22 protein-coding genes and 2 pseudogenes are annotated in these 23,751 nt (G+C 69.0%); 14 read left to right on the forward strand and 10 right to left on the reverse strand.

The window, feature by feature from the left end; translation table 11 throughout:
• Window positions 1-212 precede the first annotated feature (212 nt).
• Complete coding sequence (locus ACFYMM_RS40685) at window positions 213-404, reverse strand: hypothetical protein (protein WP_388396960.1); 192 nt, start codon at window positions 402-404, stop codon at window positions 213-215.
• A gap of 278 nt (window positions 405-682) precedes the next feature.
• Between ACFYMM_RS40685 and ACFYMM_RS40690 the strand changes: the two genes are divergently transcribed.
• Complete coding sequence (locus ACFYMM_RS40690; RefSeq protein ID WP_388396962.1) at window positions 683-1,060, forward strand: STAS domain-containing protein; 378 nt, start codon at window positions 683-685, stop codon at window positions 1,058-1,060.
• Between the two features lie 161 nt (window positions 1,061-1,221).
• Here the strand turns inward: ACFYMM_RS40690 and ACFYMM_RS40695 are convergent.
• Window positions 1,222-1,506 (reverse strand): annotated as a pseudogene (locus ACFYMM_RS40695) (STAS domain-containing protein); the annotation flags it as partial.
• A 148-nt stretch (window positions 1,507-1,654) separates the two neighbouring features.
• Here ACFYMM_RS40695 and ACFYMM_RS40700 point away from each other — a divergent pair.
• The 3 genes from ACFYMM_RS40700 (at window position 1,655) to ACFYMM_RS40710 (ending at window position 3,861) form a co-directional block, all read left to right on the forward strand.
• Entirely contained in the window at window positions 1,655-2,134 is a 480-nt protein-coding gene (locus ACFYMM_RS40700) for an ATP-binding protein (RefSeq protein WP_388396965.1), read from the forward strand.
• Between the two features lie 573 nt (window positions 2,135-2,707).
• On the forward strand, window positions 2,708-3,553 hold the full coding sequence (locus ACFYMM_RS40705; protein ID WP_388396968.1) for an RNA polymerase sigma factor SigF: 846 nt from the start codon (window positions 2,708-2,710) through the stop codon (window positions 3,551-3,553).
• A gap of 152 nt (window positions 3,554-3,705) precedes the next feature.
• Window positions 3,706-3,861 (forward strand): DUF6131 family protein, encoded by a 156-nt coding sequence (locus ACFYMM_RS40710; RefSeq protein ID WP_388396970.1) that lies wholly within the window; start codon window positions 3,706-3,708, stop codon window positions 3,859-3,861.
• Between the two features lie 44 nt (window positions 3,862-3,905).
• On the opposite strand, the gene ACFYMM_RS40715 is transcribed toward ACFYMM_RS40710, so the two are convergent.
• The gene (locus ACFYMM_RS40715) at window positions 3,906-4,082 is read right to left on the reverse strand and encodes a hypothetical protein (protein WP_388396972.1); all 177 of its coding nucleotides are present in this window, start codon (window positions 4,080-4,082) and stop codon (window positions 3,906-3,908) included.
• Window positions 4,083-5,492: 1,410 nt separating this feature from the next.
• Between ACFYMM_RS40715 and ACFYMM_RS40720 the strand changes: the two genes are divergently transcribed.
• On the forward strand, window positions 5,493-5,714 hold the full coding sequence (locus ACFYMM_RS40720) for a hypothetical protein (RefSeq protein ID WP_388396975.1): 222 nt from the start codon (window positions 5,493-5,495) through the stop codon (window positions 5,712-5,714).
• Window positions 5,715-6,386: 672 nt separating this feature from the next.
• Here the strand turns inward: ACFYMM_RS40720 and ACFYMM_RS40725 are convergent.
• The gene (locus ACFYMM_RS40725; RefSeq protein ID WP_388396977.1) at window positions 6,387-6,803 is read right to left on the reverse strand and encodes a hypothetical protein; all 417 of its coding nucleotides are present in this window, start codon (window positions 6,801-6,803) and stop codon (window positions 6,387-6,389) included.
• 198 nt (window positions 6,804-7,001) lie between these two features.
• On the opposite strand from ACFYMM_RS40725, the gene ACFYMM_RS40730 reads away from it, so the two are divergent.
• On the forward strand, window positions 7,002-7,151 hold the full coding sequence (locus ACFYMM_RS40730; RefSeq protein ID WP_388396980.1) for a hypothetical protein: 150 nt from the start codon (window positions 7,002-7,004) through the stop codon (window positions 7,149-7,151).
• 142 nt (window positions 7,152-7,293) lie between these two features.
• Here ACFYMM_RS40730 and ACFYMM_RS40735 read toward each other — a convergent pair whose 3' ends face one another.
• The 5 genes from ACFYMM_RS40735 to ACFYMM_RS40755 form a co-directional block, all read right to left on the reverse strand.
• On the reverse strand, window positions 7,294-8,310 hold the full coding sequence (locus ACFYMM_RS40735; protein WP_388396983.1) for a DNA-directed RNA polymerase subunit alpha: 1,017 nt from the start codon (window positions 8,308-8,310) through the stop codon (window positions 7,294-7,296).
• Window positions 8,311-9,073: 763 nt separating this feature from the next.
• A complete protein-coding gene (locus ACFYMM_RS40740; protein ID WP_388396986.1) occupies window positions 9,074-9,685 on the reverse strand; it encodes a hypothetical protein in 612 nt (203 codons plus the stop codon).
• Between the two features lie 734 nt (window positions 9,686-10,419).
• On the reverse strand, window positions 10,420-10,947 hold the full coding sequence (locus tag ACFYMM_RS40745; protein ID WP_388396989.1) for a tectonin domain-containing protein: 528 nt from the start codon (window positions 10,945-10,947) through the stop codon (window positions 10,420-10,422).
• Window positions 10,948-11,331: 384 nt separating this feature from the next.
• Window positions 11,332-13,068 (reverse strand): acyl-CoA dehydrogenase, encoded by a 1,737-nt coding sequence (locus ACFYMM_RS40750; RefSeq protein WP_388396991.1) that lies wholly within the window; start codon window positions 13,066-13,068, stop codon window positions 11,332-11,334.
• Window positions 13,069-13,450: 382 nt separating this feature from the next.
• Window positions 13,451-13,993, reverse strand: coding sequence for a hypothetical protein (locus ACFYMM_RS40755; RefSeq protein WP_388396994.1), 543 nt, complete (start codon window positions 13,991-13,993; stop codon window positions 13,451-13,453).
• Window positions 13,994-15,371: 1,378 nt separating this feature from the next.
• Between ACFYMM_RS40755 and ACFYMM_RS40760 the strand changes: the two genes are divergently transcribed.
• The 8 genes from ACFYMM_RS40760 (at window position 15,372) to ACFYMM_RS40795 (ending at window position 23,572) form a co-directional block, all read left to right on the forward strand.
• Window positions 15,372-15,608: a hypothetical protein gene (locus ACFYMM_RS40760; RefSeq protein WP_388396997.1), complete on the forward strand. Its 237-nt coding sequence runs from the start codon at window positions 15,372-15,374 to the stop codon at window positions 15,606-15,608.
• Window positions 15,609-15,937: 329 nt separating this feature from the next.
• Window positions 15,938-16,501: a hypothetical protein gene (locus ACFYMM_RS40765; protein WP_388396999.1), complete on the forward strand. Its 564-nt coding sequence runs from the start codon at window positions 15,938-15,940 to the stop codon at window positions 16,499-16,501.
• A gap of 802 nt (window positions 16,502-17,303) precedes the next feature.
• Window positions 17,304-18,077, forward strand: a complete 774-nt coding sequence (gene uppS / locus ACFYMM_RS40770; RefSeq protein WP_388397002.1) for a polyprenyl diphosphate synthase — start codon at window positions 17,304-17,306, stop codon at window positions 18,075-18,077.
• A 66-nt stretch (window positions 18,078-18,143) separates the two neighbouring features.
• The gene (locus ACFYMM_RS40775) at window positions 18,144-18,941 is read left to right on the forward strand and encodes a phytoene/squalene synthase family protein (protein ID WP_388397004.1); all 798 of its coding nucleotides are present in this window, start codon (window positions 18,144-18,146) and stop codon (window positions 18,939-18,941) included.
• Window positions 18,938-20,458 (forward strand): oxygenase MpaB family protein, encoded by a 1,521-nt coding sequence (locus ACFYMM_RS40780; protein WP_388397007.1) that lies wholly within the window; start codon window positions 18,938-18,940, stop codon window positions 20,456-20,458. The genes ACFYMM_RS40775 and ACFYMM_RS40780 overlap by 4 nt, the downstream gene beginning before the upstream one ends.
• 40 nt (window positions 20,459-20,498) lie before the next feature.
• Window positions 20,499-21,995 (forward strand): ABC1 kinase family protein, encoded by a 1,497-nt coding sequence (locus tag ACFYMM_RS40785; RefSeq protein ID WP_388397010.1) that lies wholly within the window; start codon window positions 20,499-20,501, stop codon window positions 21,993-21,995.
• Between the two features lie 809 nt (window positions 21,996-22,804).
• A complete protein-coding gene (locus ACFYMM_RS40790; RefSeq protein ID WP_388397013.1) occupies window positions 22,805-23,065 on the forward strand; it encodes a hypothetical protein in 261 nt (86 codons plus the stop codon).
• A gap of 324 nt (window positions 23,066-23,389) precedes the next feature.
• Window positions 23,390-23,572 carry a DUF1918 domain-containing protein gene (locus ACFYMM_RS40795; RefSeq protein ID WP_388397016.1) on the forward strand — a complete coding sequence of 61 codons (183 nt, stop codon included), beginning with the start codon at window positions 23,390-23,392 and terminating at the stop codon, window positions 23,570-23,572.
• Between the two features lie 95 nt (window positions 23,573-23,667).
• Here the strand turns inward: ACFYMM_RS40795 and ACFYMM_RS40800 are convergent.
• Window positions 23,668-23,751, reverse strand: a pseudogene (locus ACFYMM_RS40800) (transposase); the annotation flags it as partial.

Consider the following 23,751-nt stretch of genomic DNA (forward strand, 5'->3'; position numbering starts at 1 on the left):
GAGCCGATCCGCCCGTTCGGACACCTGTCAGAGGAACAGGGAGAGGCAGCGCCCTCCGGAGTTCCAGCAAGGGCACCGGGACCAGGACCAGACCGTGCCCGAGCAGCAGGCCGGCGGCACCTGGCTCTCGAGCTTCCGCAGCTGACGCGACCGACCCGGCTGTCAGTGCCGGCGGCCAGGCTGAAGGGATGCACCAGGATGGCGAGCAGCTGCTACGCCGCCGGGTCCATGGCGCCGAGCGCGGCCACCCGGGACCGCGGACCGGTCGGAGCTGCGCCGAACTGGTCGGCGGCCTGCTGGACGGCCTGCTGCTCGGCAGTACCGGCCGAACGCCGGACGGGCTCGACACCTGCGTCGCGCTGCCCACCGGGCTGGGGCAGTTCGGTCCCCGGCGGCCGGGTCATGCATCTCCCGATCTCCGCTGATCCGGCCCGCGCCGTGGGCGGTATGTGACCACAGTCGGAGCGCGGCGACGGTGATGGCAGCCGGTCACAGCGAGCGTGAGTCCTCCGGATGCAGGTCCGGAGGACTCCGCGGGGCTTGCTTTCGAACCCCGCCATCGGTGAGTAGCCGCCGCTGCACCACTCATTCCCCACCACTTCCGCCAGCCCGTCAGGCACGTGATGGGGGGACTTCGGGGGCGGTTGTACCGCACTGCCGGGCGGCCCGGCACAATCCCCGCATGAGTACGGCCGATCGCGACGGACAAGAATCGTCTGCTCGCCTCAACGGACATGCGTATGGGCGAGCGGCGGTGGTTCAGTACGAGCTGGGCGGGGCCTGGGTGGTCGTCGCTCACGGCGATTACGACATGAACTCCATGGGCCCGTTGGCCGAGGTGCTGCAGACAGCCGCCCAGAAGCATTCCCGGGTGGTCCTGGACGCTTCGGGCGTCACGTTCGCGGACTCGACATTCCTGAACCTGCTGCTCCAGATCCACCCCGTGACGCGCCTGCGTGTGGCCGCGCCCACGCCACAGCTCAGGCGGGTGCTTGAGATCACCGGAGCCGACACTGTCCTGGACATCCGTGACAGCGTCGAGAACGCCACCTCGGACTGACGACAGCGCACGGACGACCGCCAGATGCCGGACCGCCGAGTGTTCCTTTCGGGCTGTAACGGCTGACCGCGTGCGCCCGTGGCACCGTCGGCCTTTGACACCGTGACGCCCCGCATGGCGGGGTGGGGCGGGTCAGGGGGAGGGCGTCGTGGAGGGTGGGGTAGCAGGCGCAGCCAGCCGTGCTGCCCAGTCGTGGCCCGGCGGGCGGTGATGAGCAGGTTGATGCCGGCGGAGTCCATGAAGGTGACCTGCCGCATGTCGATCACGACGCGCGGCGGGGAGCCGAGGCGGGAGAGGTCCAGCGCCTGGCGGAGGGGCGGGGCGGTGTCGTGGTCGATTTCCCCGGCCGCGGTCAGCACGTGGATGCCGTCGGTGGTGGTGGCTGTGACTGGCAGGGGGCTGGGCTCGTGCGCTTGGTCGGAGTCCGCCACGCTTGTCCTTGGCACTGTCGGTGATACTTACGGACCGGTTCTCCCGGCGGGCTGATCTGCATACTGCGGGCAGCGCCGGTGCGGGTTGGGCCGGAAAGGTCCGGACCGGGGCGTGGGGGATGGGTCGGCGGGTAGTCGCCGGGGGTGAAGGGTGAGGGTCTTGGTGGAAGCAGTGCCTGTGGGTGAGGACGGTGCGGTGCCGGAGGCTGAGCCGGTCCGGACGGCGGTTGCCCTCACGGGCGACGACGGTTGCATCGCTGAGGCCCGCCAGGTGGCTGTCCGATTCCTGGCCCGGGTGCAGGCGGAGCATGGGCTGCCGGTGTCGGAGCGTGCGATGGATCTGACCCGGCTGGTGGTGAGCGAGCTGGTCACCAACGCCCTCAAGTACGCGCCGGGCCCGGTGCTGATGGAGCTGCGGATCGTCGGTGACCTGGTCGAGGTGAGCGTGTGGGACGGTCAGCCGGTGCTGCCGGTGGCGAGGGCGGCGGATCCGGGCCGGGTGGGGCAGCACGGCCTGGAGATCGTGATGGCCGTGGCCCAGAGTTTCGAGGTGGTGCGGGAGCCGGTGGGCAAACGCATCACCGTCCGTATCGCCCTGCCGGACGACCCGGGCGGCAGCATCACCGGACGCACACCCCTGTAGGGGGCCGGTCAGCTGTCCGTGCGAGGCCAGGAGGCGTGGCGGGCGAGAGCGCCGTCCAGTGCGCTCAGGAGCGAGCGCCGACCCTCATCCGGGTGCTGGAGATCACGGGATGCGACGTACTGTTCGGGCTGCGCCAACGCCCGGCAGCCCACCCCGATGCGTCGGCCTGCTGACCGGGACACCAGGCCAGTACCTGTGCGGCCCAGGATCGTCCCCTCGGTGACGCATCCGATTCCCGGATATTCAAGTATGAAAAGCAAGGGTTCGGGCCGATGTGCCCGTTCGAGTGCCCGCCGACATGAGGGATACGGGCGGCGGCGCGCTCCTGGGTCCTGGCGCGGCGGTGCACCGGGGCCCAGTCCGAAAGCCGCCCCGACCGCCTGCTGCCCGCCCCTTCCCCGGTTCTCCCCTGGTGCGGGATGGTGGTTTCGTGGCCGAGGCGACAGCTGCTCCGCGGGCGAGACGGCGCACCCGTTTTTCATTCGCGCGCATGACCTGAAGATACCGGGGTAGGCGCGCGGTCGTCGGCCCGTGGCAGGCCGGCAGCGTGCAGGAATAGGGGAGGGAAGCATCATGACGACAGTGACTGCGGCGAAGACGGACACGACCGTAGCCGGTCTGCCGGAGGTCGCCGACCCCTCCCAGGTGGCGCCGAAGGACGCCCGGCAGCTCACGCGCCTGTTCTTCGACCAGCTGGCGGTCCTGGAGGAAGGCACCCCCGAGTACCAGTACGCGCGCAACACGCTGATCGAGATGAACATGTCCCTGGTCCGCTTCGCGGCCGGCCGGTTCCGCAGCCGCGGCCCGGAGGAGATGGAGGACATCGTCCAGGTCGGCATGATCGGCCTGATCAAGGCCATCGACCGGTTCGAGCTCACACGGGAGGTGGAGTTCACCTCCTTCGCCATCCCCTACATCGTCGGCGAGATCAAGCGCTTCTTCCGCGACACCACCTGGGCCGTCCACGTGCCACGCCGCCTGCAGGAAGCCCGCGTCCAGCTCGCCCGCGCCACTGAAGAACTCCGCAGCCGCCTGGGCCGCACCCCGACGGTCAAGGAACTGTCGGAGCTGATGAGCCTGCCCGAGGACGAGGTCCGTGAGGCCCGCCTGGCCTCCAACGGCTACACCTCCGCCTCCCTGGACGCCGCGATCAGCGGCAGCGAGGACGGCGAGACGGCCCTGGCCGACTTCATCGGCACCGACGACCAGGCCCTGGAACTCGTGGAGGACTTCCACGCCCTGGCCCCGATGATCGCCGCCCTTGATGAACGCGACCGGCAGATCATCCACTGGCGCTTCGTCGAAGAACTCACCCAGGCCCAGATCGGCGAACGCCTCGGCGTCTCCCAGATGCACGTCTCCCGCCTGCTCTCACGCTGCCTGGCCCGGCTGCGCGAAGGCATGCTCACCACCCGCTGACAGCACCACACGCCCGGCCCCAACCGCCTGACCGCACCACCGCCCAGCGGCCGGCCACGCCGGCAGTTGCCTCCTCGCGTGCCATCACAGTGGGACAAATCGCCACTGAAGGCGCACAGTGAAGGAAGTACTACGCTCAGCGGGAGGCGGCCGTGATCATCCTCGGCATCATCTTGCTCGTCGTCGGTTTCGTCACCGGCATATCCATCCTGTGGACCATCGGCATCATCCTCGCCGTGATCGGCGCCGTGCTGTGGATCCTGGGCTCGGTGGGCCACGCAGTCGCCGGCCGCCGCCACTACTGGTAAGGACCGGACTGGGCCGCGTTGCCCGCTACCAGCTGCTGTGGCTGTCAGGGCGCTTGCGTGGCCAGCGGCCGCATCTCCGCCAGCGGCAGTCTGCACCTCCGGAACCGGGCCAGCAGTCCGAACAGGTGCGCCTGGTCGAGCACGGCGCCGTAGAAGACGGTCTGCCCAGCGATGGAGACCGCCCTGAGTTCGGGAAAGGCCTCGGCTGCTTCCGGCGGCACAGGGCACGAGACACACGGAATTCGTAGAGCATGCGCATGCCTCCCCCCATGTGCAAGGCTGCAGGTGCCGCCCATGCTCGGCCGTACAGACAGCTCGGGCGTCACCCGGCACGGGTGAACCGACTGGGAAATCGCGAAGGTGTGGCCGGTCAGACCCCGAGGTGCTGGGCGGCGGCGGTGAGGGTGAGTCTTGGACGGCCCCATCTCTCTTCATCCGGTCGGCGGCGGTCTGCCGTGCCATGTACTCGCGGGTGCGGGCGTAGATGGGCATGCGGACCAGGGCGATGCGGTAGACGGCGGCGTTCGCGGCCCGGTCACCGCCGCGTTAGAGGTGGTGACGGTTGGTGCGGCCGGCGGGAAGCGGGGACCGGTGCGGCTCTGCAGAGAGCGGCGAGGGAAGCCGCGGTCCGTATGTGTGCGGGATTGTCTTCGGCGGTGACCATCAGCCGGGCCGCGGGGCGGGGACCGACTCCGTGGGCGGGGCTGCAGGCGTGGTCGTGGACGCTCACCACGCTGCCCAGGGCCTTGATCAGGGCCTGGTGCTCGGTGCCGCAGACGCTGTCGTCTCGCGCGTCCCCGGGCCGGCCGTCTCGAGCAGTGCCGGCTCTCGTCCTGGAGGCAGTCGGCTCACTGGCGCCTCGACTGCCGTGCGGCCTGTGAGGCGTCCTGCGGCGGGGTGCGCGTTCCCCCGTTCGGCCGCATCCTGGAGCTGGCTCCGTCAGGTGCCACAGACCGACCTTCTGGGAGGTGCTGTGATCCTGTTTGCCCTGCTCACGCCCGTGGCGATGATGGCTCTGCTGTTCGGGGTGACCGCTTTTGAAGAGCGCCTTTTCCCACATTCATCGGTCACAGAGGACGCCGGCCCGTCCGCACGTCATGCACCCACCCGCTGAGCAGCTGGAGGTCGGCTCGTTGCTCCTGGCGGACACGGAGCCGCTTGAACTGATGGAGCTCGGTCCGCTCGACGACCCAGCGGGTGCGGCCGAGGCCGGAGCCGTGGGCAACGCCGCGTCGGGCGATCAGGAACCTTGCCCAGTAGGACCCTCAACCACCAGCCGACACGCCGACCTCACCCGAAGTGCTCATCGGCCCTCTTCCGGCGCTGACCGCCGGTCGGCGAGACGATCCTGGCCGGCGACGTTACCGTTAGCCTCGGTGCGGTGACCCCGCGCCAGGTAGTCCAGGACGATCAACTCGACAGCGTCCTGCGGACTCCTCGTACCAGCCAGCAGCATGACCTCGATGGCCAGATCATCGAGGCACGACGCGAGCCCGGGTTGCGCATCCTGCCCGAGACTATCGGGACGTCCTCGCGGTCACCCAACGCTCAGCGGGCGTGCAGGCCCTGAAGGCCGAACGCCCGGAGTAGCCCGGCGTGCGCGTCCGTCCGGCCGGGAGCAGGGTGAGTGCATGGCCACCCCGCGCGTCGTCGTCTACCCGCCGTCTGAGACCGGCGGGCGGCGGGTGCGCGTCGACGGGGAGATCTTGGGCACGGCCTACTCGCTACACGACCTCGCGGTGTTCCTCGAGCGCGCCGGCCTGGAAGGCTGGGAGGAGTTGGACGTGATCGAGCATGCCGAGCTGGGGCTGATCGAGTGGCGGGGCGGCGGGGCGGAGACGTGGGGCTACTGAACGCGGCATCCGGCCGTCGAGCAGCCGGTAGGTGTCACGGCTCGATCTGCTCCCGAACGCGGTAGGCCCGCACCCGCCGACGGGCCGGTGACCGGAGATTTCGGGAGAGCGGCGCGCGGGGGCCGGCTAGGCAGCAGGTTTGCGCAGGCGGAGGTGAGCGACGATCTGTTTGCCGGTTTCCAGGGCTGTGGTGTGCAACTGGTCGTATAGCCGGCTGAGCAGCTGCATGCCGTGTCCGCCGACGCGACGGGGGTCGGGTGCGAGCGGAGCTGTCACGCACAGTCGGCTGGCGATCAGGTCGTGGTCAAGGGGTGTGTGATAGGGGATCCCGCCCTAGCCGTGGCGCGCGCCAGGTGCGGTGCGGCGATGCCGATGGAACGCACCACTAATGGCGATGCGGTGCGTCGCGTGGCGGTGGCGCGCATCGGGTGCACCTACACGACGGTCAGGCGCACCGGGTGCGAGCCGGTCGGTCTGCTGTCAGGCTGCGGCGGCGAGTTCGACGGGGAAGGCGGTGTGTTCTGTGGTCGTTGCCGCCCGCTGTCGGGCCCGAACTCCGTGGCGGTCGACGGGCGAAGAGGGCCCGGCGCAAGGTGCGGCGCCGGGCCCTCGCCATGTCCGGCCGAGTAACCGGCCGATTCCAGCGCATCAACGCTCCCCGGCCGGAGGGTGTCAGGCGGTGTTGATGCTGGCGAGGGTGCTTTGGAGTCGACGGACCGCGTCTTCGGCTTCCGCGTACTGCTCGGGAGTCGGCACGACTGCACCGAAGGTGGGGCCGCCTTCGGCAGGCACGGCGCGCCAGTGCAGGACTGGGGTGAGTGCGGTAGCAGCTGCGCCCAGGAACCAGGCCAGGCGTCCATGAACGTGGGCGAGCGCGATGGCCACAGCAGCGAGTGCCTCCCGCAGGTGCTCCAACCGGTCGACCTCGGACAAGGTCGGCTGGGACTGCGGGGTGCCCACGGCGGCGTGCAGGTCGGCGGCGGCCTTCGCCGCGACGGTACGGTCGGCGGGTGTCAGGACCCACACCTGATCACGGATCAACCGTTCGGCTTCCTCCGCAAGGGCCTCGATGACCGCCAGCATGTCCATGCCCGTCATCCTACGGGTGAGCGATCTTGCACATCGGCGGTAAGGCTTTCGTCGTCCGCAGGTGTGTGGAGCGGGAAGAGGAGGTCTTCGAGCTGTCCAGCCCAGCCGCCTGGGCGCGTACGTCATCGGCAGCCGCCGTACGCCAACCGGTTCACGTACCGCGCCGTCCTCGCCGTCGACCGGGCGTAGCATGCGGCCATGCGCTTCCGCTGGGACTGGATCGAGCGCGTGATGCCCGTGCCGTACGTGCCGACCCTCGGGCCGGTCCACCCGGGCAGCTCGCTCCCTGACCTGTTCGCCGCCGTGGTGGCGACCGCCGCAACGGGCCGGTTCCTCCCCACGACATAGAACGCCGCTGGTCCGACCGCAAGGCGGAGCGCGTCCTGACCACGAACCCCGACCACGCCCTCAGGCGCACCGCGCGCAGCCCGACCACAGCTGGTCGGACAAGCGGCGGCGTGTCGACGTTCCCCGCTCCCCAGTGCAGAGTTCAGTACTGCTCGGTCTCTACGAAGCCCGTGCTCCCGTTGTCGTCCGCGCCGAAGGCAGCAGCGGTCGGGTGGAATCCGGGCGGGCTGTCCCTGAGGGCCAGGCCCAGGCCGGCCAGCTTCGCCTTGACCTCGTCGATGGACTTCGCACCGAAGTTGCGGATGTCCATCAGGTCGGCTTCGGAACGGGTCAGGAGCTCACCCACAAAGTGGATGCCCTCGCGTTTGAGGCAGTTGTAGGAGCGGACGGTGAGGTCCAGCTCCTCGATCGGCAGCGCCAGGTCGGCGGCGAGGCCGGCGTCCGTGGGGGACGGGCCCATGTCGATGCCCTCGGCGTCGATGTTCAGCTCGCGGGCGAGACCGAACAGCTCGACCAGCGTCTTGCCGGCGGAGGCCATGGCGTCACGCGGGCGCATGGCCTGCTTGGTCTCGACGTCGACGATCAGCTTGTCGAAGTCGGTGCGCTGCTCGACACGCGTGGCCTCGACCTTGTAGGTGACCTTCAGCACGGGGCTGTAGATGGAGTCGACCGGGATGCGGCCGATCTCCTGGCCCGCCTGCTTGTTCTGCACGGCGGAGACGTAGCCGCGGCCGCGCTCGACCGTGAGCTCCATCTCCAGGTTGCCCTTGCCGTTGAGCGTGGCGAGGACGAGGTCGGGGTTGTGGACCTCGACACCGGCCGGGGGCGCGATGTCGGCGGCGGTGGCCAGGCCCGGGCCCTGCTTGCGCAGGTACATCACGACCGGCTCGTCGTGCTCCGAGGAGACGACCAGCTGCTTGATGTTGAGGATCAGGTCGGTGACGTCCTCCTTGACGCCCGGCACGGTGCTGAACTCGTGCAGGACACCGTCGATGCGGATGGACGTGACCGCCGCACCCGGGATCGAGGAGAGGAGCGTGCGGCGCAGGGAGTTGCCGAGGGTGTAGCCGAAGCCCGGCTCCAGCGGCTCGATCACGAACCGGGAGCGGAACTCGTCGACGACCTCTTCGGTCAACAAGGGACGCTGAGCGATCAGCACGGGGTATTGCCTCCAGTGTGTGGCGCCCGCCATGTGACGCCGCCGTGGACACCACGAGGCTATGAGCCCGCCTGCTGGCCGGCCGACAGGCTCGCCTTCCAGCCGGATACCGATTTCAATCGGCGTCCGGCCGAGCCGGACCCGCCGCCCAGGTCCATCGGACAGGTAGCAGCCCAAGCGCCGGGGTTACTCCGGGAGGATGGTCACGACTACGAGGAGCCGCTGACATCCTCGTCCGCCTTTGGTGGCGTCCTTGCCGCGCAGGGGCCTGCCAACACCGCTTCCTTGGCCTGGGCCGCCCAGTCGAGTCCGAGGCCGGCGAGTCGCTGGAGCTGCGCGGCGCTGATCCCCGCGCGGCGGGTCTTGGGGTTGGACAGGAACACCCCTGATTCGACCCGCTGTTCCTCGCCGTTGATAGTGATCGTTCAGATGTGTGAGCGGTTGACGGGTCCGGTGGTGCCGGTGCGCTGCCGGTACTGCTCCAGTGCCGCGCATCCCTGCTCGAACGCCGCGAACCGTGTGCGCTGCCCCGGCGCGAAACCTCCCCACACGACGTGCTGGCGCTGGCGGTGCAGCCATCCACCAACGTCGGTGCCGCCCGGCTTCCCGGACGGTAGGGGGCGGATCTCCCGGGGGTTCGGGCTGTGTCTTTGACACGCAGGGATTGGGAAGCCCCGGTCTTATGGGGGCCGCTGCTCGCGGCCAAGCAGCCCTGCTCGGGCCCAAGCAGGGGCGAGCGGCGAGCAGAGACCGCCGCAGAGGGTCAGGGTGACTCACGCATGACGATGAGGTTGGGATCGACCGGGACCCTCCAGTACTCGTCGTTGGTGTGCTGGGGGTGCTCCAGGCTCAGCGCGTTCCAGGTGCCTCCTTCGCCGAGGGGGGTGCTGGTCTGCCTCAGGACGGTGGATTCGTCATCTCGGGGGTGGATGGAAACCGTTCCACGCGGTGTCCAGCCATGCTCCGCCCACAGCTGGAACTGCTGGTTCGTGGCGCTTGGACTGCATGGCGACAGGGTGACTACCCAGGGGCCGTAGCGGTCCCAGTCGCCACCGGTATAGGGCTTGGGACTGCGGGTCCAGCAGGTGTTCTTGGTGGTGCTCTGGATGCTGTAGTACCTGCCGTTCTCGCGTGGGGTGAAGATCCAGCTTCTGTCCACCGATCCCGGCCAGTACGAGTCGGTGAACGCGGCAAGCACCACGCCGGCGTTGCCGTAGGTGCCGATGTGCCGGTCGCTGCTCGCGTTGCGGACTTCGCCGGTGCCGACGGGCGGGGCGGCCGAGGCGGACGTGGCAGTGCTCAGGACACCGCTCAGCGTGGCACAGACCGTGGCGGCAGCGACCGCCGTACGGCGCCACCTCTGATGGCTCGGCAAGACCCTCGACGAGGTCCCATGGCGCAAAGAAGCAGAACGCACAGCATTCCCTTTCCGTTGATTGCGTCAAAGCAGACAGCGCCCCTATGCGATGCACATGAGAGCAATGCTGATGCGAAGCGGGGTGGCTGCCGCTGGGTCACGGGCGAGTCCTATGCTCACGCGGCAAGTGCTGCGTTGCGGTAAAAATCAAGACAAACCCCTAAATTGGGCGTTTTGTGCATATTCACATTGACCGTTTCGACATCACAAAGGCTCCCGGAGGACGGGCGTTGGAGGCATCAAGACGTTCTCAGGTGGGGACGTGGCCGGCACCGGCAAGGTGGCTCACGACTTCCCGAACCAGTGAGCGACGCTCGGAACCGCGCGCCAGTAGGAGTGCGCGCCTTGGCTGCCGTCGTCGACCGCAGCGGCAACCTGCGCACTGCTTCCTTGACCGACCGCTGGCGACGCCTGGCCGAGTGCTCGGAGGCCGGGGGTGTGGTCCCGGCTCCACGAGGGCCTTCTTGCCAAGCGCCGCAGCGCGAATGCCCTAACCTGCACCAGTGCGGGCGGCACTGCTTGTATCCCTGACCTGGCACACCACCCAGCGCGCCGCCGAGGAGCTCACGCCGACATCCTTGAGAGACACAAGACCTGGAAGGCTCATGAGGATCTCGGTCGGGGGCTGCCCGGGCCGTAGCTCGGGCAGCCCCCGTGAGGTCGCCAGGGGCGTGTGACGCCACCGGGCAGGATCAGCCCGGCTGGTCTCCGGTGTAGCGGTAGATTTCGCCGCCGGAGTTGACGCCCCATACGGTGCCGTCGGCGGCTGCGCCGATGTCGGACAGGCCACCGGGGATCTTGACCCAGGGGTTCTGGTCGTCGTTGGTGAACCGGTAGATCTCCTGTGCGGAGTTGACGCCCCACACGTTGGTCCGGGATCCCACCGAGATCCGGGACAGCCCTCCAGGGATCTTGACCCAGCGGGTTGAGCCCTGGTCTCCGGTGTAGCGGTAGATTTCGCCGCCGGAGTTGACGCCCCATACGGTGCCGTCGGCGGCTGCGCCGATGTCGGACAGGCCACCAGGGATGTTGACCCAGGGGTTCTGGTCGTCGTTGGTGAACCGATAGATGCCCTGAGCTGAGTTGACACCCCACACGTTGGTCCGGGATCCCGCCGAGATCGCCGATAAGCCGCCGGCGATCTTTGTCCAATGAGCCATACCGCTCGTTCCCTTCGTCTCGGACGTTGCACCCGAGTACTTGGCGAGCGGACTGGTCACCCAAACCGAGCAATATGATGACTGATCACCAAAACCATCCAAAAAAAGCTGTTTAGTGTCAGTGCCACCCTGTGAGGAAAGGCCGGGTAGAGACGCGCTGCAGGAGCCTTATGGCCGGAAGCTCCGTACCGCGTTAGGGGGATTGACGTGACATCCGTCCTTTGCCTCTTGAGACAACCCCGCCCCGTGCTGTTTGCATCCAACAGAGACGAACCTGGGCCGTCGTCCGGGCCACTCCATGGCGGCCTATGACTCAACCGTGCCGCCGCCCGCGCCTCACGCCCCGCGACTGCGAACAGACCGCTCTGCAACTGGCGCGCATGCCAGCACGGCCTTCGCCGGTGTCCGGTGCCACGCCGCGGCCTGTCTTTGAGCGGTCTCTGGTCAGAAGGGGGTTGTCAGCATCGGCAGGGAGGAAAGGTGCTCTTCGGGGATGGAGAAGGCGTCTGTGAGAGCCGGCAGGTGGGGAGCGAGCCGGGCGGTGAGAGCGTGCCGAGTGTGGGGCAGTGAGCGGACCTGGTCGCGGCTGAGGGCGCCTTCGGCCAGGAGCAGTCCGCTGCGGGAGTGGACCTGGTTGAGCAGGAACAGAACGTGCAGGTCGTTCAGGGCCGCCCGGGCGTGGGGGTCGGTGACTTGGGCGATGGTCGCGGTGAAGGCGTCGGCGGCCTGGCCGATGGTGTAGGCCTCGGCAAGGTTCAGGGCGGCGGCGGAGGCGTTGTTCCAGCGCCCGAGTGCGTCGCCGGCCTCACCGCGTCGCAGATCATGCCGCGCGCTGGTGTGCCAGTAGTGCTCGGCGGCGGTGATGTTCCGGCGAAGAAAAGTGGGGTCGGTCAGGCTCTCCTGGCCGGTAGCCTGCCGAGGCGCGGCAGCGAGCGTGTGACCGAAGATCATCTCGGCTGCGGCCTTGCACCAGATCGCGAGGTTGTCTTCCTCGGCGGTGATCGCCCCGTCCGCGTTGGCGGGGTACTCCGCGAGCCCGTTCACGGGGAACAGGGCGCGGGCGCCGCAGCGCTCCCGGCTCTCGGTCACGATCTCCCGGGCCTGCCAGGTGATCCAGCCCTTGGCCAGGGCTACAAGACGCTCGCTTGCCGCCCGTTCCTCCAATGCGTGAATGATCCAGTGTTCTGTGACCGCCCGGTGGAGGAAGGTCATCGCGTAGGCGGTGGCCACCCGCTCCAGCAGCCGGGCGTGGTGACTGCGGTGCGCGGCCAGCGGGACACGCCGGCCCGCTACCGGGCCGGAGATGTGCCGCGTGTGCGCGTAGCTGACAGCGATCGCCAGCGCCGCCCGGCAGCCGCCGAGCGTGCTGGCGCTCATGCACAGCTTTCCCACCGTCACCCGGCCGATCGCGTGCAGGAACCGTTTGCGCGCGCTGCCCACGGAACTGACGAGGCTGCCGTCCGGCAGCAGCCGCCCGTGCTCACCCTGGACGAGGGCGGTCCGCGGCAGGCGCACCCGGTCGAAGCTGGTGACGCAGTGGTCCACCGGACTTCCGACCCGCTCGGGCAGCACGGTCACGGTGACACCCGGCAGGGTCCCGCGGTGGTCGCTCAGCGGGACGAGGAACAGGAAGACGCCGTGGTCCGTGTCCTCGACCAGCAGCCGGGCCGCCACCACTGCGCTCTTCGGCCCGCCGGCGCCACTGGTGTTGGGCATGTACTTCTGCGCACCCTCGTGCGGGGTGTGCAGCACGAACTCCTGGCGCTCAGGGTCGTACCGGGCCCAGGTCTCCAGGGCGGCGGCGTCGTTGCCGTGGGCGCGCTCGGTGCACAGGAACGTGCCGATGCGGTCAAGGGTGTAGAACACGCTGAGGTCGCGCGGCGGTGAGATGCGGTCGTCGAGCAGGCTTCCGAGGAAGAGGTTGTGGTGGATGCCGGCCACGGTCGCCGTCGCACCGTCCACCACCGCGGTCCACTCGTGCAAAGCCGCCAGCCCCCGCGGATCCCGTGCCAGGTCTTCAGGGCACACCAGTTCCTCGTTCAGGGCGCGCAGCCGGTCGTAGGAGAGCTGCCACCTCTCTTCGGTGCCGGCGTCGCTGCGGTGACGGAACAGGCCGGTCGAGACCGCCTTGCGCCACATACCGTGAACATCGGCGCTCTCGGGGCCGTCAGCGAAGAGCACCTCTGCGAGCCTGGCACTGTCGAGATCCGGGTAAGTGCCGACTGCACGAATGGTGTTGATCATCACGCCTGGACCAACGACCCAGACCCGCGAACGGAAACCACCCCAGCTAGAAACTGATCAACACTGGCAGCTGGAAGACCGGGCAGTTGATCGACGGCCCGAGTGCGCGACGGACGCACGGTGCGCCAAGGCGTCACCACCTGCAGAGGTACCCATGCCCCCAGCACGCCCAGTGGCCGGGCGATGCCCGCATCACCCGGCCACTGGACTCCGTGAGGAACGCCAGCTCGTCCTCGTGGACGGTGAGAGCGTCGACGATCGTGCTTGCCCGCCGCCTCGCTTGATGCCTGGACGGGCACAGGGCATGCAAGGCGGGCGGTCAGGGGTTGTGGGACCTGGTCATCGGAAGGGCCATGAGCTGCGCGACGACCCTGCCCGGATCGCCGACGGGGGCGAAGTCGACCGGCTCCTGCGTTTGGTAGACGTGCCCCTGCGGGGGGAAGGCGGTCAGGCTGTCGTTGCGGGTGGTCATCGTCTTGGTGTTGGACAGCACCATCGGCCCGTTGGAGCCGGGCGGCTTCTCGATGGTGAGGGTGAAGTCGTGGTACAAGGTGTTCCGGTACACCGCCGGATTGTCCGAGATGATTTCCAGCAGGCTGAGCGGGGTGACGTCGGTGTCGGCCTGCGAGAGCGTGACCCTGCCGAGCATCGGGTGGTCGGCCGTGTACTCCTCACCGATGATCTTCATCTTCACTCCGCCGAGACCGGCGCCGATAGGCGCCTCCACGCGCAACCTGATGCCGCCCTTGAGGTCGAGCTGGACCATGCCGATCGCGTCGATCTTCAGCGGTACGGCCGCGGCGTGGCTGGAGCACGGGATCTCCATTCCGATCGGGGGCAGCAACCCATCAGGACTCGTCATCACAACACCTCCGGAGCAGGAGCCGCGCCAGACGACGCGGACATGCCGTGCGAGTGACGGCACGTCCGCACGTTACTGATCACCTGCAGCCCGGGCCTGCTCCCGCACCGGGCGACCCCGAAAGGATGAATCCGGCCCCACAGCACCAGGTTCAAGGCATCCCTTCGGACGCTCCCCCGCCTACGCCGGCCGGACCAGACCGACCGAGCCGCACACCCCTCTGGGCAGGCGCCGCAAGGCGCTCGGCGCACAGGGCGCCGAGCGCAACGGGAGAGCGGAAGCCGGCGCGACCGCCCGCTCCGGTATGCGCCAGCTCGCCAGTGGGGGAGAGCGCGCGCGGGAACGGTGGACGCAGTCAGCCGCAGCCGCCCCCGCACTGGCACGAGCCACCGTCCTGGCAGCCGCAGCTGCAGCCGGGACCGCACTGGCAACCACTCATCTGAGAGTCCTCAAGCTGGGCAGGTCGCTCGCCGTTCATGGGCCCATCCTTCCGCATGTGCCCGGCGTTCTACCGAGCCACCAATGACCCACACTTCCCATGCCGCGGGCGGCCCCAAGCCTGCTCCGCGTGACATGCCGGGTGGACCGGGGTGACCTTGCGGCGCGGCGCGCTCCCCGACAGCTCCGGCGCACGCGGCTTCGACAACGACGCGCTCCCGCGGAAGGCGAGAAGCCGCGTGGAGCTGCCCCGGGCCCTCGATCAGGGTGAGGTCACCGCCGGGGGCGCCCGCTTCGAGCAGCGCCGTTCACTGGCTCCTTGGCTGTCGTGCGGCCTGTGGGACGGGGTGCGCGGTCCCCCGTTCGGCCGCATCCTGGAGCTGGTTCCGTCAGGTGCCACAGACCGACCTTCTGGGAGGTGCTGTGATCCTGTTTGCCCTGCTCATGCCCGTGGCGATGATGGCTCTGCTGTTCGGGGTGACCGCTTTTGAAGAGCGTCTTTTCCCGCAGCCATCGGTCCCAGAAGACGCGGGCCCGTCGACACCTCATGCACCACCCACCGAACAGTAAGGCCCGGGTGCGTGCGCGGTCAGTCAGCGCCTGGTCACAGGCCTTGGCAGGCGCGGCGTTGCAAGTCGTGTGGCGGCGAGCCTGCGGATGGTCGCTGCTCGATTACGGCGTCGGCGGCATCGGGGACACAAACTGTTACCAGTCCCTTTGAAGTAGGCAAGGTGAGCGCGCATATCGCTAGCCCCGCGCCCGCGCATGTGTAGGGACAATCACCCGCCCGGGCCCGATCCGTTACCGGCCGAGGTCATCGTGGCGGGCAACCACGGGCCCGACCGTGAGGCCGACCACGCCGGGTGTGAACCCCGACCACGGCGCCAGGCGGGGCGTGTCCGAAGTGACACGTAATTCGAACAAGCGATCTAATGCCGGTATGGACGTGACCGACTTCCCCGACGACCTGGTACAGGCGCAAGCCGCCTGGAACGCCACCTACCAAGCGCTCGCCGCACCCCGCCCCCGCGACACCACCGCCCTGCGCCGCCGCCTGCTGCTCCTGTCCGTACGGCTGTGGTGGCACCCCTACTGGGAGACCGTCCCCTCGGTGCCAGCGGCGCGCTCCGAGCTGCGCCACCGGGTCCGCGCCCGGCGGGCCGCCCAGGCGGCGTGACCGCGCGCCTCGGTCGTGACCAGGAGCACGAGTGCCAGGGGGGAGGCATCCCGATCCACGGTCGGGTGATGTTCACCGAGTTTTGACCGCACTGCGGTTCCTGCCACAACAGCATCGGGGTGGGCCCAGTGCAGGTCATGCGCATGCGCGCAGGAAAAGCGGCCGACCTTCTCGGGTCACGTACCGACGTTCGAACAGGATTCTCCCGTTATAAGTCCTTTTCAAACAGAGCATCACGAACATAACTCTTCGCGTCGATTGGTGGATAGCTTCGTGATCGGTGCGCGGCCCTGCCGTGGGGTCGTGCCGGGGAGGACAAGGGGAGAGCTATGGCCAATGAGCTGAAGTACGGGGACCCGGTCACGCTGCAGAACGGCTGGGCGAATTGGACGGGTGGTTTCCTTGACGTCACCGGAACCCAGCAGCCCCAGGCTGTCTTCGCGGTGCAGACGGCCTCGACCCCCAAGCGCGATCGCGAGAGCGGCACCTGGAAGATCGCCTCGGCGAGGGGCAAGGCCGACGGCACCACCGTGATGTCAGGAGACCTCGTCTACCTGGTGAACCAGCTCGGCAGCACGTCCTACCTCGACGTGAACGGAGTCCCGGACCCAGCCCCCACCGGCGAGCGCTACGGCGTTCACACGGCGGCGACACCGAACCGCAACGGCAACAGCGGCGAGTGGCTCCTCTTCGCCGAGACCTCCTCCCCCGACGACGGCGCCATCCGAGTCGGCGACGTGGTGCACATCCTGAGCAACTGGAACAACACCAGCGGCGGCTGGCTGGACACCAGCGGTGGCGGCCCCGGCGGAAACGGCCTGCACACGGCCCTGGTCGGCCACTACTCCAACCGTGCGAACGGCTCCGGAGCCTGGCGCTTCGATCACGCGTAACCCACCGCCGCACGCATAGGAGCCCCTCTCCTTGTGGGGCAGCCGAACATCTTGTTCGGACGAACTCCGGCGCGGGCTGCCACCGACCTGCGGCAGCCCGCGCTGTCGTGTGTCCCGGACACCCCATAGGGGCCGTTCAGGGCGTCGCCACGCGCTGCCGCTATCGCTGCCTCTGAACATGAACAAAGCCAGCACGAGGTTGCACCAAGTTGCGCCAAGGGTTGCGCCAGATGTTGCGCGGCCCGCAGGACCGTCTCCGTGTCCGCGCAGGTCACCACGCGAATTCGCCGTGGTCGGAGTGCTGATATCCCCGTTGCGGCCGCTCTGCCCATGTTCCCTGGCTGGAGCGAAGGAGTAAGGGACGGGCTGGATGGGCGGTACGGCCGAGGCCGGGGATCGGGCGTGCTCGGTCCGGTCCGGCGGCGGCCGGGCCCGCCGCGCCGCACCCGGCGTCGGTCCGGCGGCCGGGCCGGGACAGAAGTCGCCGGCACTCCGGTGCTGTCCTTCGGGCGCTGGGAGGTCGTTTCATCCAGGTGTTTTATAAGGAATCTACTTTTTGGTCTGTGGTGTCGGGTCGCGCCCCGTTCTGCGCGTCAGCCGCAGCGAGTCCACGCCGAGGACTTCCTCCCTCTTTCGAGTGACATCGCCAGACGCGCGGGGCCTCTTGCCGTACGGGTCGGGCAGGGTGGCTGACTGGTTCCCCCGGTGCGCTTGTCCCCGTGGGGCGCTGTGTGACTGTCCTTCATGGACCGGCGCAAGGTCCGGAAGGTGGGGGCGTGGTGACAGGGGAGGATGCAAGCAGATGGCCGGTACCTCGGTGTCCTGGGGGCCTCATCCGTCCGGGGGCTGGTCGCCCTTATGGGCACCGGGTCGAGTTCCCGCACACGTAGCTCTGATCGTCGACGGCAACGGCCGGTGGGCCACTCATCGAGGACTGGCGCGTAACGCCGGGCACGCAGCCGCGGTGCCGCGTCTGCTCGACACCATCGACGGGGCTGCGGAGGCGGGGATCCGGTACCTGTCGTTCTATCTGTTCTCCACCGAGAACTGGCTACGTGAACCGGAGGAAGTCGCGAGGATTTTCGAGATCATCGGCGGCTTCGTTACCGACAACCAGGCCGCGTTGCATGCCAAGGGGATGCGTGCGCTGTGGTGCGGCAGACGCGACCGTGTCCCTGACGCGCTGGGCCGTACTCTCGCCGGCTTCGAACAGCTCACCCGGGACAACCGGACCATGGACCTGGTCTTCTGCGTCGACTACGGCGCTCGGGACGAACTGTTGCGGGCGGCTGCCGAGTTGGCGCGTGAGGCCGCCGACGGGCGGTTGAACCCTGACCGCATCGACGTCGCCTCGCTGACCAGTCGGCTGTACCAGCCGGGCGTGCCCGATGTGGACCTGCTCATCCGTACCTCGGGCGAGCGCCGGATCAGTAACTTCCTGTTGTGGCAGTGCGCTTACGCGGAGCTGTACTTCACCGACGTCCTCTTCCCGGATTTCGACCGATTCGCCCTCTGGGAGGCGGTGGCCGACTATGCCGGGCGGGAACGCCGCTTCGGCAAGGCGGGGGCGGCCTGAATGATGGTTGTGCCGCCGGCCTCGTACCGGGCCGTGCTGGATCATGCCGGAGTGCACGAGCCTTCGATGCGGAGCACTTATCAGGACATCGCCCGCAAGGTCCGCCGACTCGAGCCTCCCTACTACGCTGCCACTCGGCTCCTGGCGCCCTCCTGGCTGCAGCCGCACATCTTGTGCGTGTACGCGTTCGCGCACGCCACGGACACCGCGGCCGACAGTGGGCCGGTGGCCGGGCGCGCGCACCGCTTCCATGCGTGGGACACGGCCGTACGGGCGGCTCTGGCCGACCGTCGTACGGACGATCCGCGGCTGGCGGCGCTGCTGCACACCTTGGAGCGCACCGGGCTGCCCGAGACGTGGGTAGGCACCTTCGTGGACGGCATGGCCGGCGACCTCGGTTACCGTGACTTCGGCTCGGAGGCCGGCTTCCAGGCGTACGTGGACCGAGTATCGCATCCGCTGATGCTGCTGCTCAGCGGGGTCCACCCGGGGTGCCGCACGCGGGAGGTGGTTCGTGCGCTGCGCGACGCGGCCGAGGCGGCGCAGCGCATCGACTGCCTCAGTGACCTCGCCGATGACGTGCGGGCCGGGCGGCCCTGCCTGCCACACACCGGCTGGCAGCTGCGAGGGCAGATCGAGCTCGCCCGCCAGGCCCTGCGCCGGGCCCGTGACATCCTGCCGTTCCTGCCGCCGGAGTTCGTCCCGGCTATGACGGCGTTCCTCGACGTGCACACCCTCCAGCTGCGAGCGGTCGAACGAGCCGGCCCCCTCCTGACACGCACTACCGTACGCCCCCCTTTGCTGGCCTCGCTCAAGGTCCTCCTCTCCGCCCGGCGACAGCACATGAAAGGCGCCCTGTCATGACCGCATCCCTGCCAGCTCCCGAGCCCGAGGTCTCCATCGACTGGACGGGTTTCCCCGGCCCTGGGTCGGCGACCTGGACGTTGCTGGGCCAGTGGCGGATGACGCTGGTGATGCCGCGCCTGCTGGTGCTGCAAGCGGCTCACCCCGTGGTCGGTGCCGGCCTGGCCAAGCACTCCACCTACCGCACCCATCCCTGGCGGCGCGTCGATCACACCCTGATCAGCCTGCAGCGTTTCATCTACGCCGCACCCGATCAGCGGCACCAGGAAGTGCAACGCATCCTGCGCGCCCACCGGCGCATCAAGGGCACCGACGAGCGCGGCCGCGCCTACAGTGCCGAGCAGCCGGAGGTGCGCGCCTGGGTGCTGGGCACCGTGTTCGAGGCGATGAGCAGCATGGAGCGGCTCGCGGGCCGGCCACTCTCGGCTGCCCAGGAGGCACGGCTGTACGAGGAGTGGTGCGCCACCCTGGGCGCCTTCGGCCTGGAACGCGACCTGCTGCCGCCTGACGCTGCCGGGTTCTGGGAGTACTTCGAGCGGATGCAGCGTGAGGTGCTGGAGGACAACACCGAGGTCCGTTTCCTGATGCGGGACATGTACCGAGGTGCCGCGACACCGTCGCAGCTGGAGTGGTGCCCGCCAGTGTGGGCGCTGGCGCGCTCCTCAGCGGCGATGCTGATGCCCGGCGCGGTGGCCGCACAGCTGCCGCGGACCTACCGAGAGCGTCTCCACCTGCATGTAGGGCAGGCCGACCGCACGCTGTCGCGCACCGTGCACCACACCGCGCACGCCGCGATGAAACCGCTGCCGCTGCGCAACCGGTACATGCCGATCGCCGCCGCCGCGATGACCGGCCAGGTGCTGCACGAGGCCCAGGAGGTCCCCTCCAGCGGCTTCAGGATTCCCGGCGCCGGTTTGTTGACCCGGCCCTTGGGACTGGTCGCGGCGGTGGCTTCGGCGGCCCTTCGCGGGCCGGAGCGCGACGTGAGGGCCGACCGGCTGGGCCGCTTCTTCTCCCAGGTGCTCGACCAGACCGGCGACGGCCGCATCGACGCCCCCGACCTCCAGGCGATGGCCCGTTCCCTGTGCTGGCAGCTGGAGCTCTCCGCGGAGCAGGAGGACAAGGTGTACGCCGGGTTCACCACGTGGTGGGAGCACATGCGCTCCACCATGGACACCGATGGCGACGGAAGTATCAGCAAGGACGAGTGGGTCACGGCCATGCTGCGCAACTGCGACGCGGACCCCGGCTATGTGCGCGACGGCGTGCACCACGCCGTGCGCGCCATGTTCGAGGCAGTGGACACCGACGGCAGTGGGGCGATCGAGCGGCACGAGTACCGCACCGTGTTCGCCGGCGGACGCGTCGACCCCGGTGACCTCGACCGCGGCTTCGACGAACTCGATGTCGACAAGGACGGCACGATCAGCCTGACCGAACTACTCGACGGATTCACCGCGTTCTTCATGGCCCGCCAGACCAACGTCTCCGGAACCCAGCTGCTGGGCCGGGCCTGAGCCGGTGGCCGCAGTCATGGAACCGGTTCGAGGGGTCGGCGTGGCCCGCCTGGCCGGGCTGCTCGCCCAGGACGTGCTCGCTGCCCGGCAGGGCACCGATACGGCTGAGCGCACCATGGGCGCGCAACGCCACCGGGCGCGGCGGATCCGCATGACGATGGAGGCGCTGGGGCCGCTCTACATCAAGGTCGGCCAGGTACTGGCCACCCGACCGGATCTGGTCTCCGGGGCCCTGATCTTGGAGCTGGAACGGCTGCACACCACGGTGCGCGTCGCGCCGTTCTCCGTCTTCGAACCGGTACTGGAGCAGGAGCTGGGGCGCAGGTGGGAGAAGCTGTTCCGTGAAGTCGACGTCGGCCTGCCCTGCGGTTCGGCGTCGCTGGCCCAGGTGTATCCCGTGGTGTTGCACGATGGCAGCCGCGCGGTGCTCAAGGTGCAGCGGCCCGGGGCCGAGGCCCGGATGCGGGCGGACATGGCGGCCCTGAGCCGGGCAGCTCGTATGACGGGGCGGGCGCTTCCCCGGCTCGCCGAGGTGCTGGACCTCGACGGGATTCTGCAAGGGATCTTCGACTGCATGCGTCCGGAGCTGGACTTCACCGCCGAGGCCGCGCACATGGGAACCGGTCGCCGGGCGGCGGAAGGCTTCCGGTACCTGACGGTGCCCGCGGTTCGGCAGGCCGGGCGGCGGGTGCTGATCCAGGACCTCGCGCGCGGACGGGCGCTCAGCGCCGGGGCGGCGGAGGACCTGTGCGAGGAGCAGCGCGAGCGGGTAGGCGCCGAACTGCTCAGGTACATGTACCGGGGCTACTTCGTCGAGCACTTCTTCCATGCCGATCCTCATCCGGGCAACGTCTTCCTGCACCCCGAGACAGGGGCGACCCTCATCGACTGGGGCATGGCCGGGCGGATCGACCGGCACACCGGAACGCTGGGAGCGCTCGCATTCACCAGCATCGCCCACAACGACGCGCGCGGCCTGGCCGCCGCCTGGCTCGAGCTCGGCCGGTCGACCCCGCGCACCGACCTGCCCGGTTTCCGGGACGACCTGACACGCGTGGTGCCGCGACTGGCCGCCAGCCGCCTCGACGGCATGAACTTCGGCTCGGCCCTGGCAACGATCCTTCAGTGCGCTGCCCGGCGCGGGATCCGCACCAGCCCCATGATCGGGATGCTGGGCAAGTCCATGGCCAACGCCGAAGGCACGGTACGCGGCATCGCCCCGAACCTGTCAGCCACGGACGTCTTCCGGGAAACGCTGGTAGACATCATGGCCGAGCTCGCACGGAAGTACTTGTCGTATGAGCAGGTGGCACGGCAAGGGCTGGAACTGATCGCAGTGGGTGACAGCGCCCTCGACGAGGTCCGCGCCGCGCTCCGTATGCTCGCCGGCCGGGAAAACACGACGCGAGCGGAGCCGTGGCCCAGCCAGAGAACCGGTGGTGACGGCCTCGGCCCCCTAGGGCAGCACGGTATTGCCGCAGCCACGTGGGTCTTTGCTGCATGGGCGGTACACCGGGTCACACGCCACGCCCCCTGACACCTGTGTCCGCTTCGGTGATCTCGATACAGGTCAACCGCAGGCCCGGCCGGCCAAGCCTGTCGCCGGTCGTGGCGCTATTGGATCGGCGCCCTCGCAAACGGCCGGTGACCCGCCGACGGGACATCGGCGCCTGGCCGTGCCGCGAACGCGCTGCTGGATCAGCGTTCTGTGCCACGTACGGTGGGAGCGGCGGCACGATCTGCTTGGTAAAACCGACCTCGGAGGGACGAAGCCTGCCGTGGGCGCGGCACCAGCTGCTCGCTCAAGACGTGCGGACCGGCGCTGGCCGCAGGCGTTCGGCGACTCCGATAGACGAAAGCGGCCGGTGCCCAATCCGCCGAAGCGGGTGGCAAGGGCACCGGCCAACCAAAGGACCCCTGGAGCAGCTTTAGGAGCACGGCGCCGGTGCGGCGGTGTGGCGGTGGCTGGGACGGGACAGCGCGCAGACGCTGTCGGACGCGCTCGACAACCCCGACGGCCACGCCCTCTACCGCGACCAGGAGGCCCGCGCAGGCGCGGAGGACAAGCGGCTCTGTGCCGGGCAGCGGGAGGCGCAGCGTCCGGTGTGCACGCGGTGCGGGGGGAAGTTCACCGTAAGGGACGGGCGGGATGGGCGGCGCGGCCGCGGCCGGGGATCGGGGCGCGCTCAGCCGGTTGCGCGTCGGCCGGGGCCGCCGCGCCCGTGCCGCCGTCAGCCCGGCGGCGGAGGCCGGGACGGAAATCGCCGGCGCCCGGGTGCTGTCCTTCCGGTGCCGAGCCCCACCAAGGGGTGAGGCGGGAAGGTCTCGCCGGATGGAGGTACCGCTGTGATCGTCCGACTCCTGGGTTGCTCGCTCGCCGGTCGTGTGCTGGAGACCGCCGACACCCCGTGTGCCGGAGGCTGGCTCACGGCCGGTGACGCTGACTGGGGCCTGTACGTCCCCGTGCACCGCGACCCGGCGACCGGCATCGTCCTGGCGGAGATCTGGGCCACCGTCCCGCGTCGCACCACCGTCAGCCGGTCTGAGTCGTGTGCCAGCGCACCGACTAATGTCCACCGCATGGCACACCACCAACTGGGCAATTGAGTACCCCGTCGACCCGTCCGCGACCCCGACCCCCGTCGGAGGCAAGATCCTCATGGGCCTGGAAGCCGCCCTTCATGACGCCCCGCTTGATAAGTGGACGGCGAACCGATAAAGGGCTACCAGGAGTTCAAGAAGCGCCTCGGTGAGGCGGCAAGCGTCCGTGAGGGCGAGTTCGTCGTGCGCGCCAACGGCATCGTCGTGCGGTCCATCTGATACGCGGCTAGGTGTGCTGTCCGGAGAGGTTGGTGACGGCCTGCATCGTGAATAGTTGACAACGGGCCAGTGGGTAGACCATGGCCAGCAGGCCGAGAGAAGGGTGACAGCGTGCGAGCCAATGTTGGAGACCGGATCATCGTTCACAGCAGGGCCGTGGGTATTCCGGAGCAAACGGGAGAGATCATCGAGGTGCGAGGCGCGGACGGAGCACCTCCCTACGTGGTGCGTTTCGGTGACGGGCACGAGTCCCTGATTTTTCCGGGACCGGACACCGTGATCCAACCGGACTAATAGACAGGACGAGACCTCGGACATCTGCGGCCCGGGGTCTCGCACATTCCGGCTCAGCGCTGGACCGTCATGCCCAGTCGATGCCTAGTGCCGCATCAGGCAACGTTCGCCCTGTTCACGACCTCACGGAGGCGTTCGTCGGCGGCATGCTTGTTCCGCCAGATGATGTAGCGGCGGAT

The sequence above is a fragment of the Streptomyces sp. NPDC006739 genome (assembly GCF_042869815.1).
In the GTDB taxonomy this organism is placed as follows: domain Bacteria; phylum Actinomycetota; class Actinomycetes; order Streptomycetales; family Streptomycetaceae; genus Streptomyces.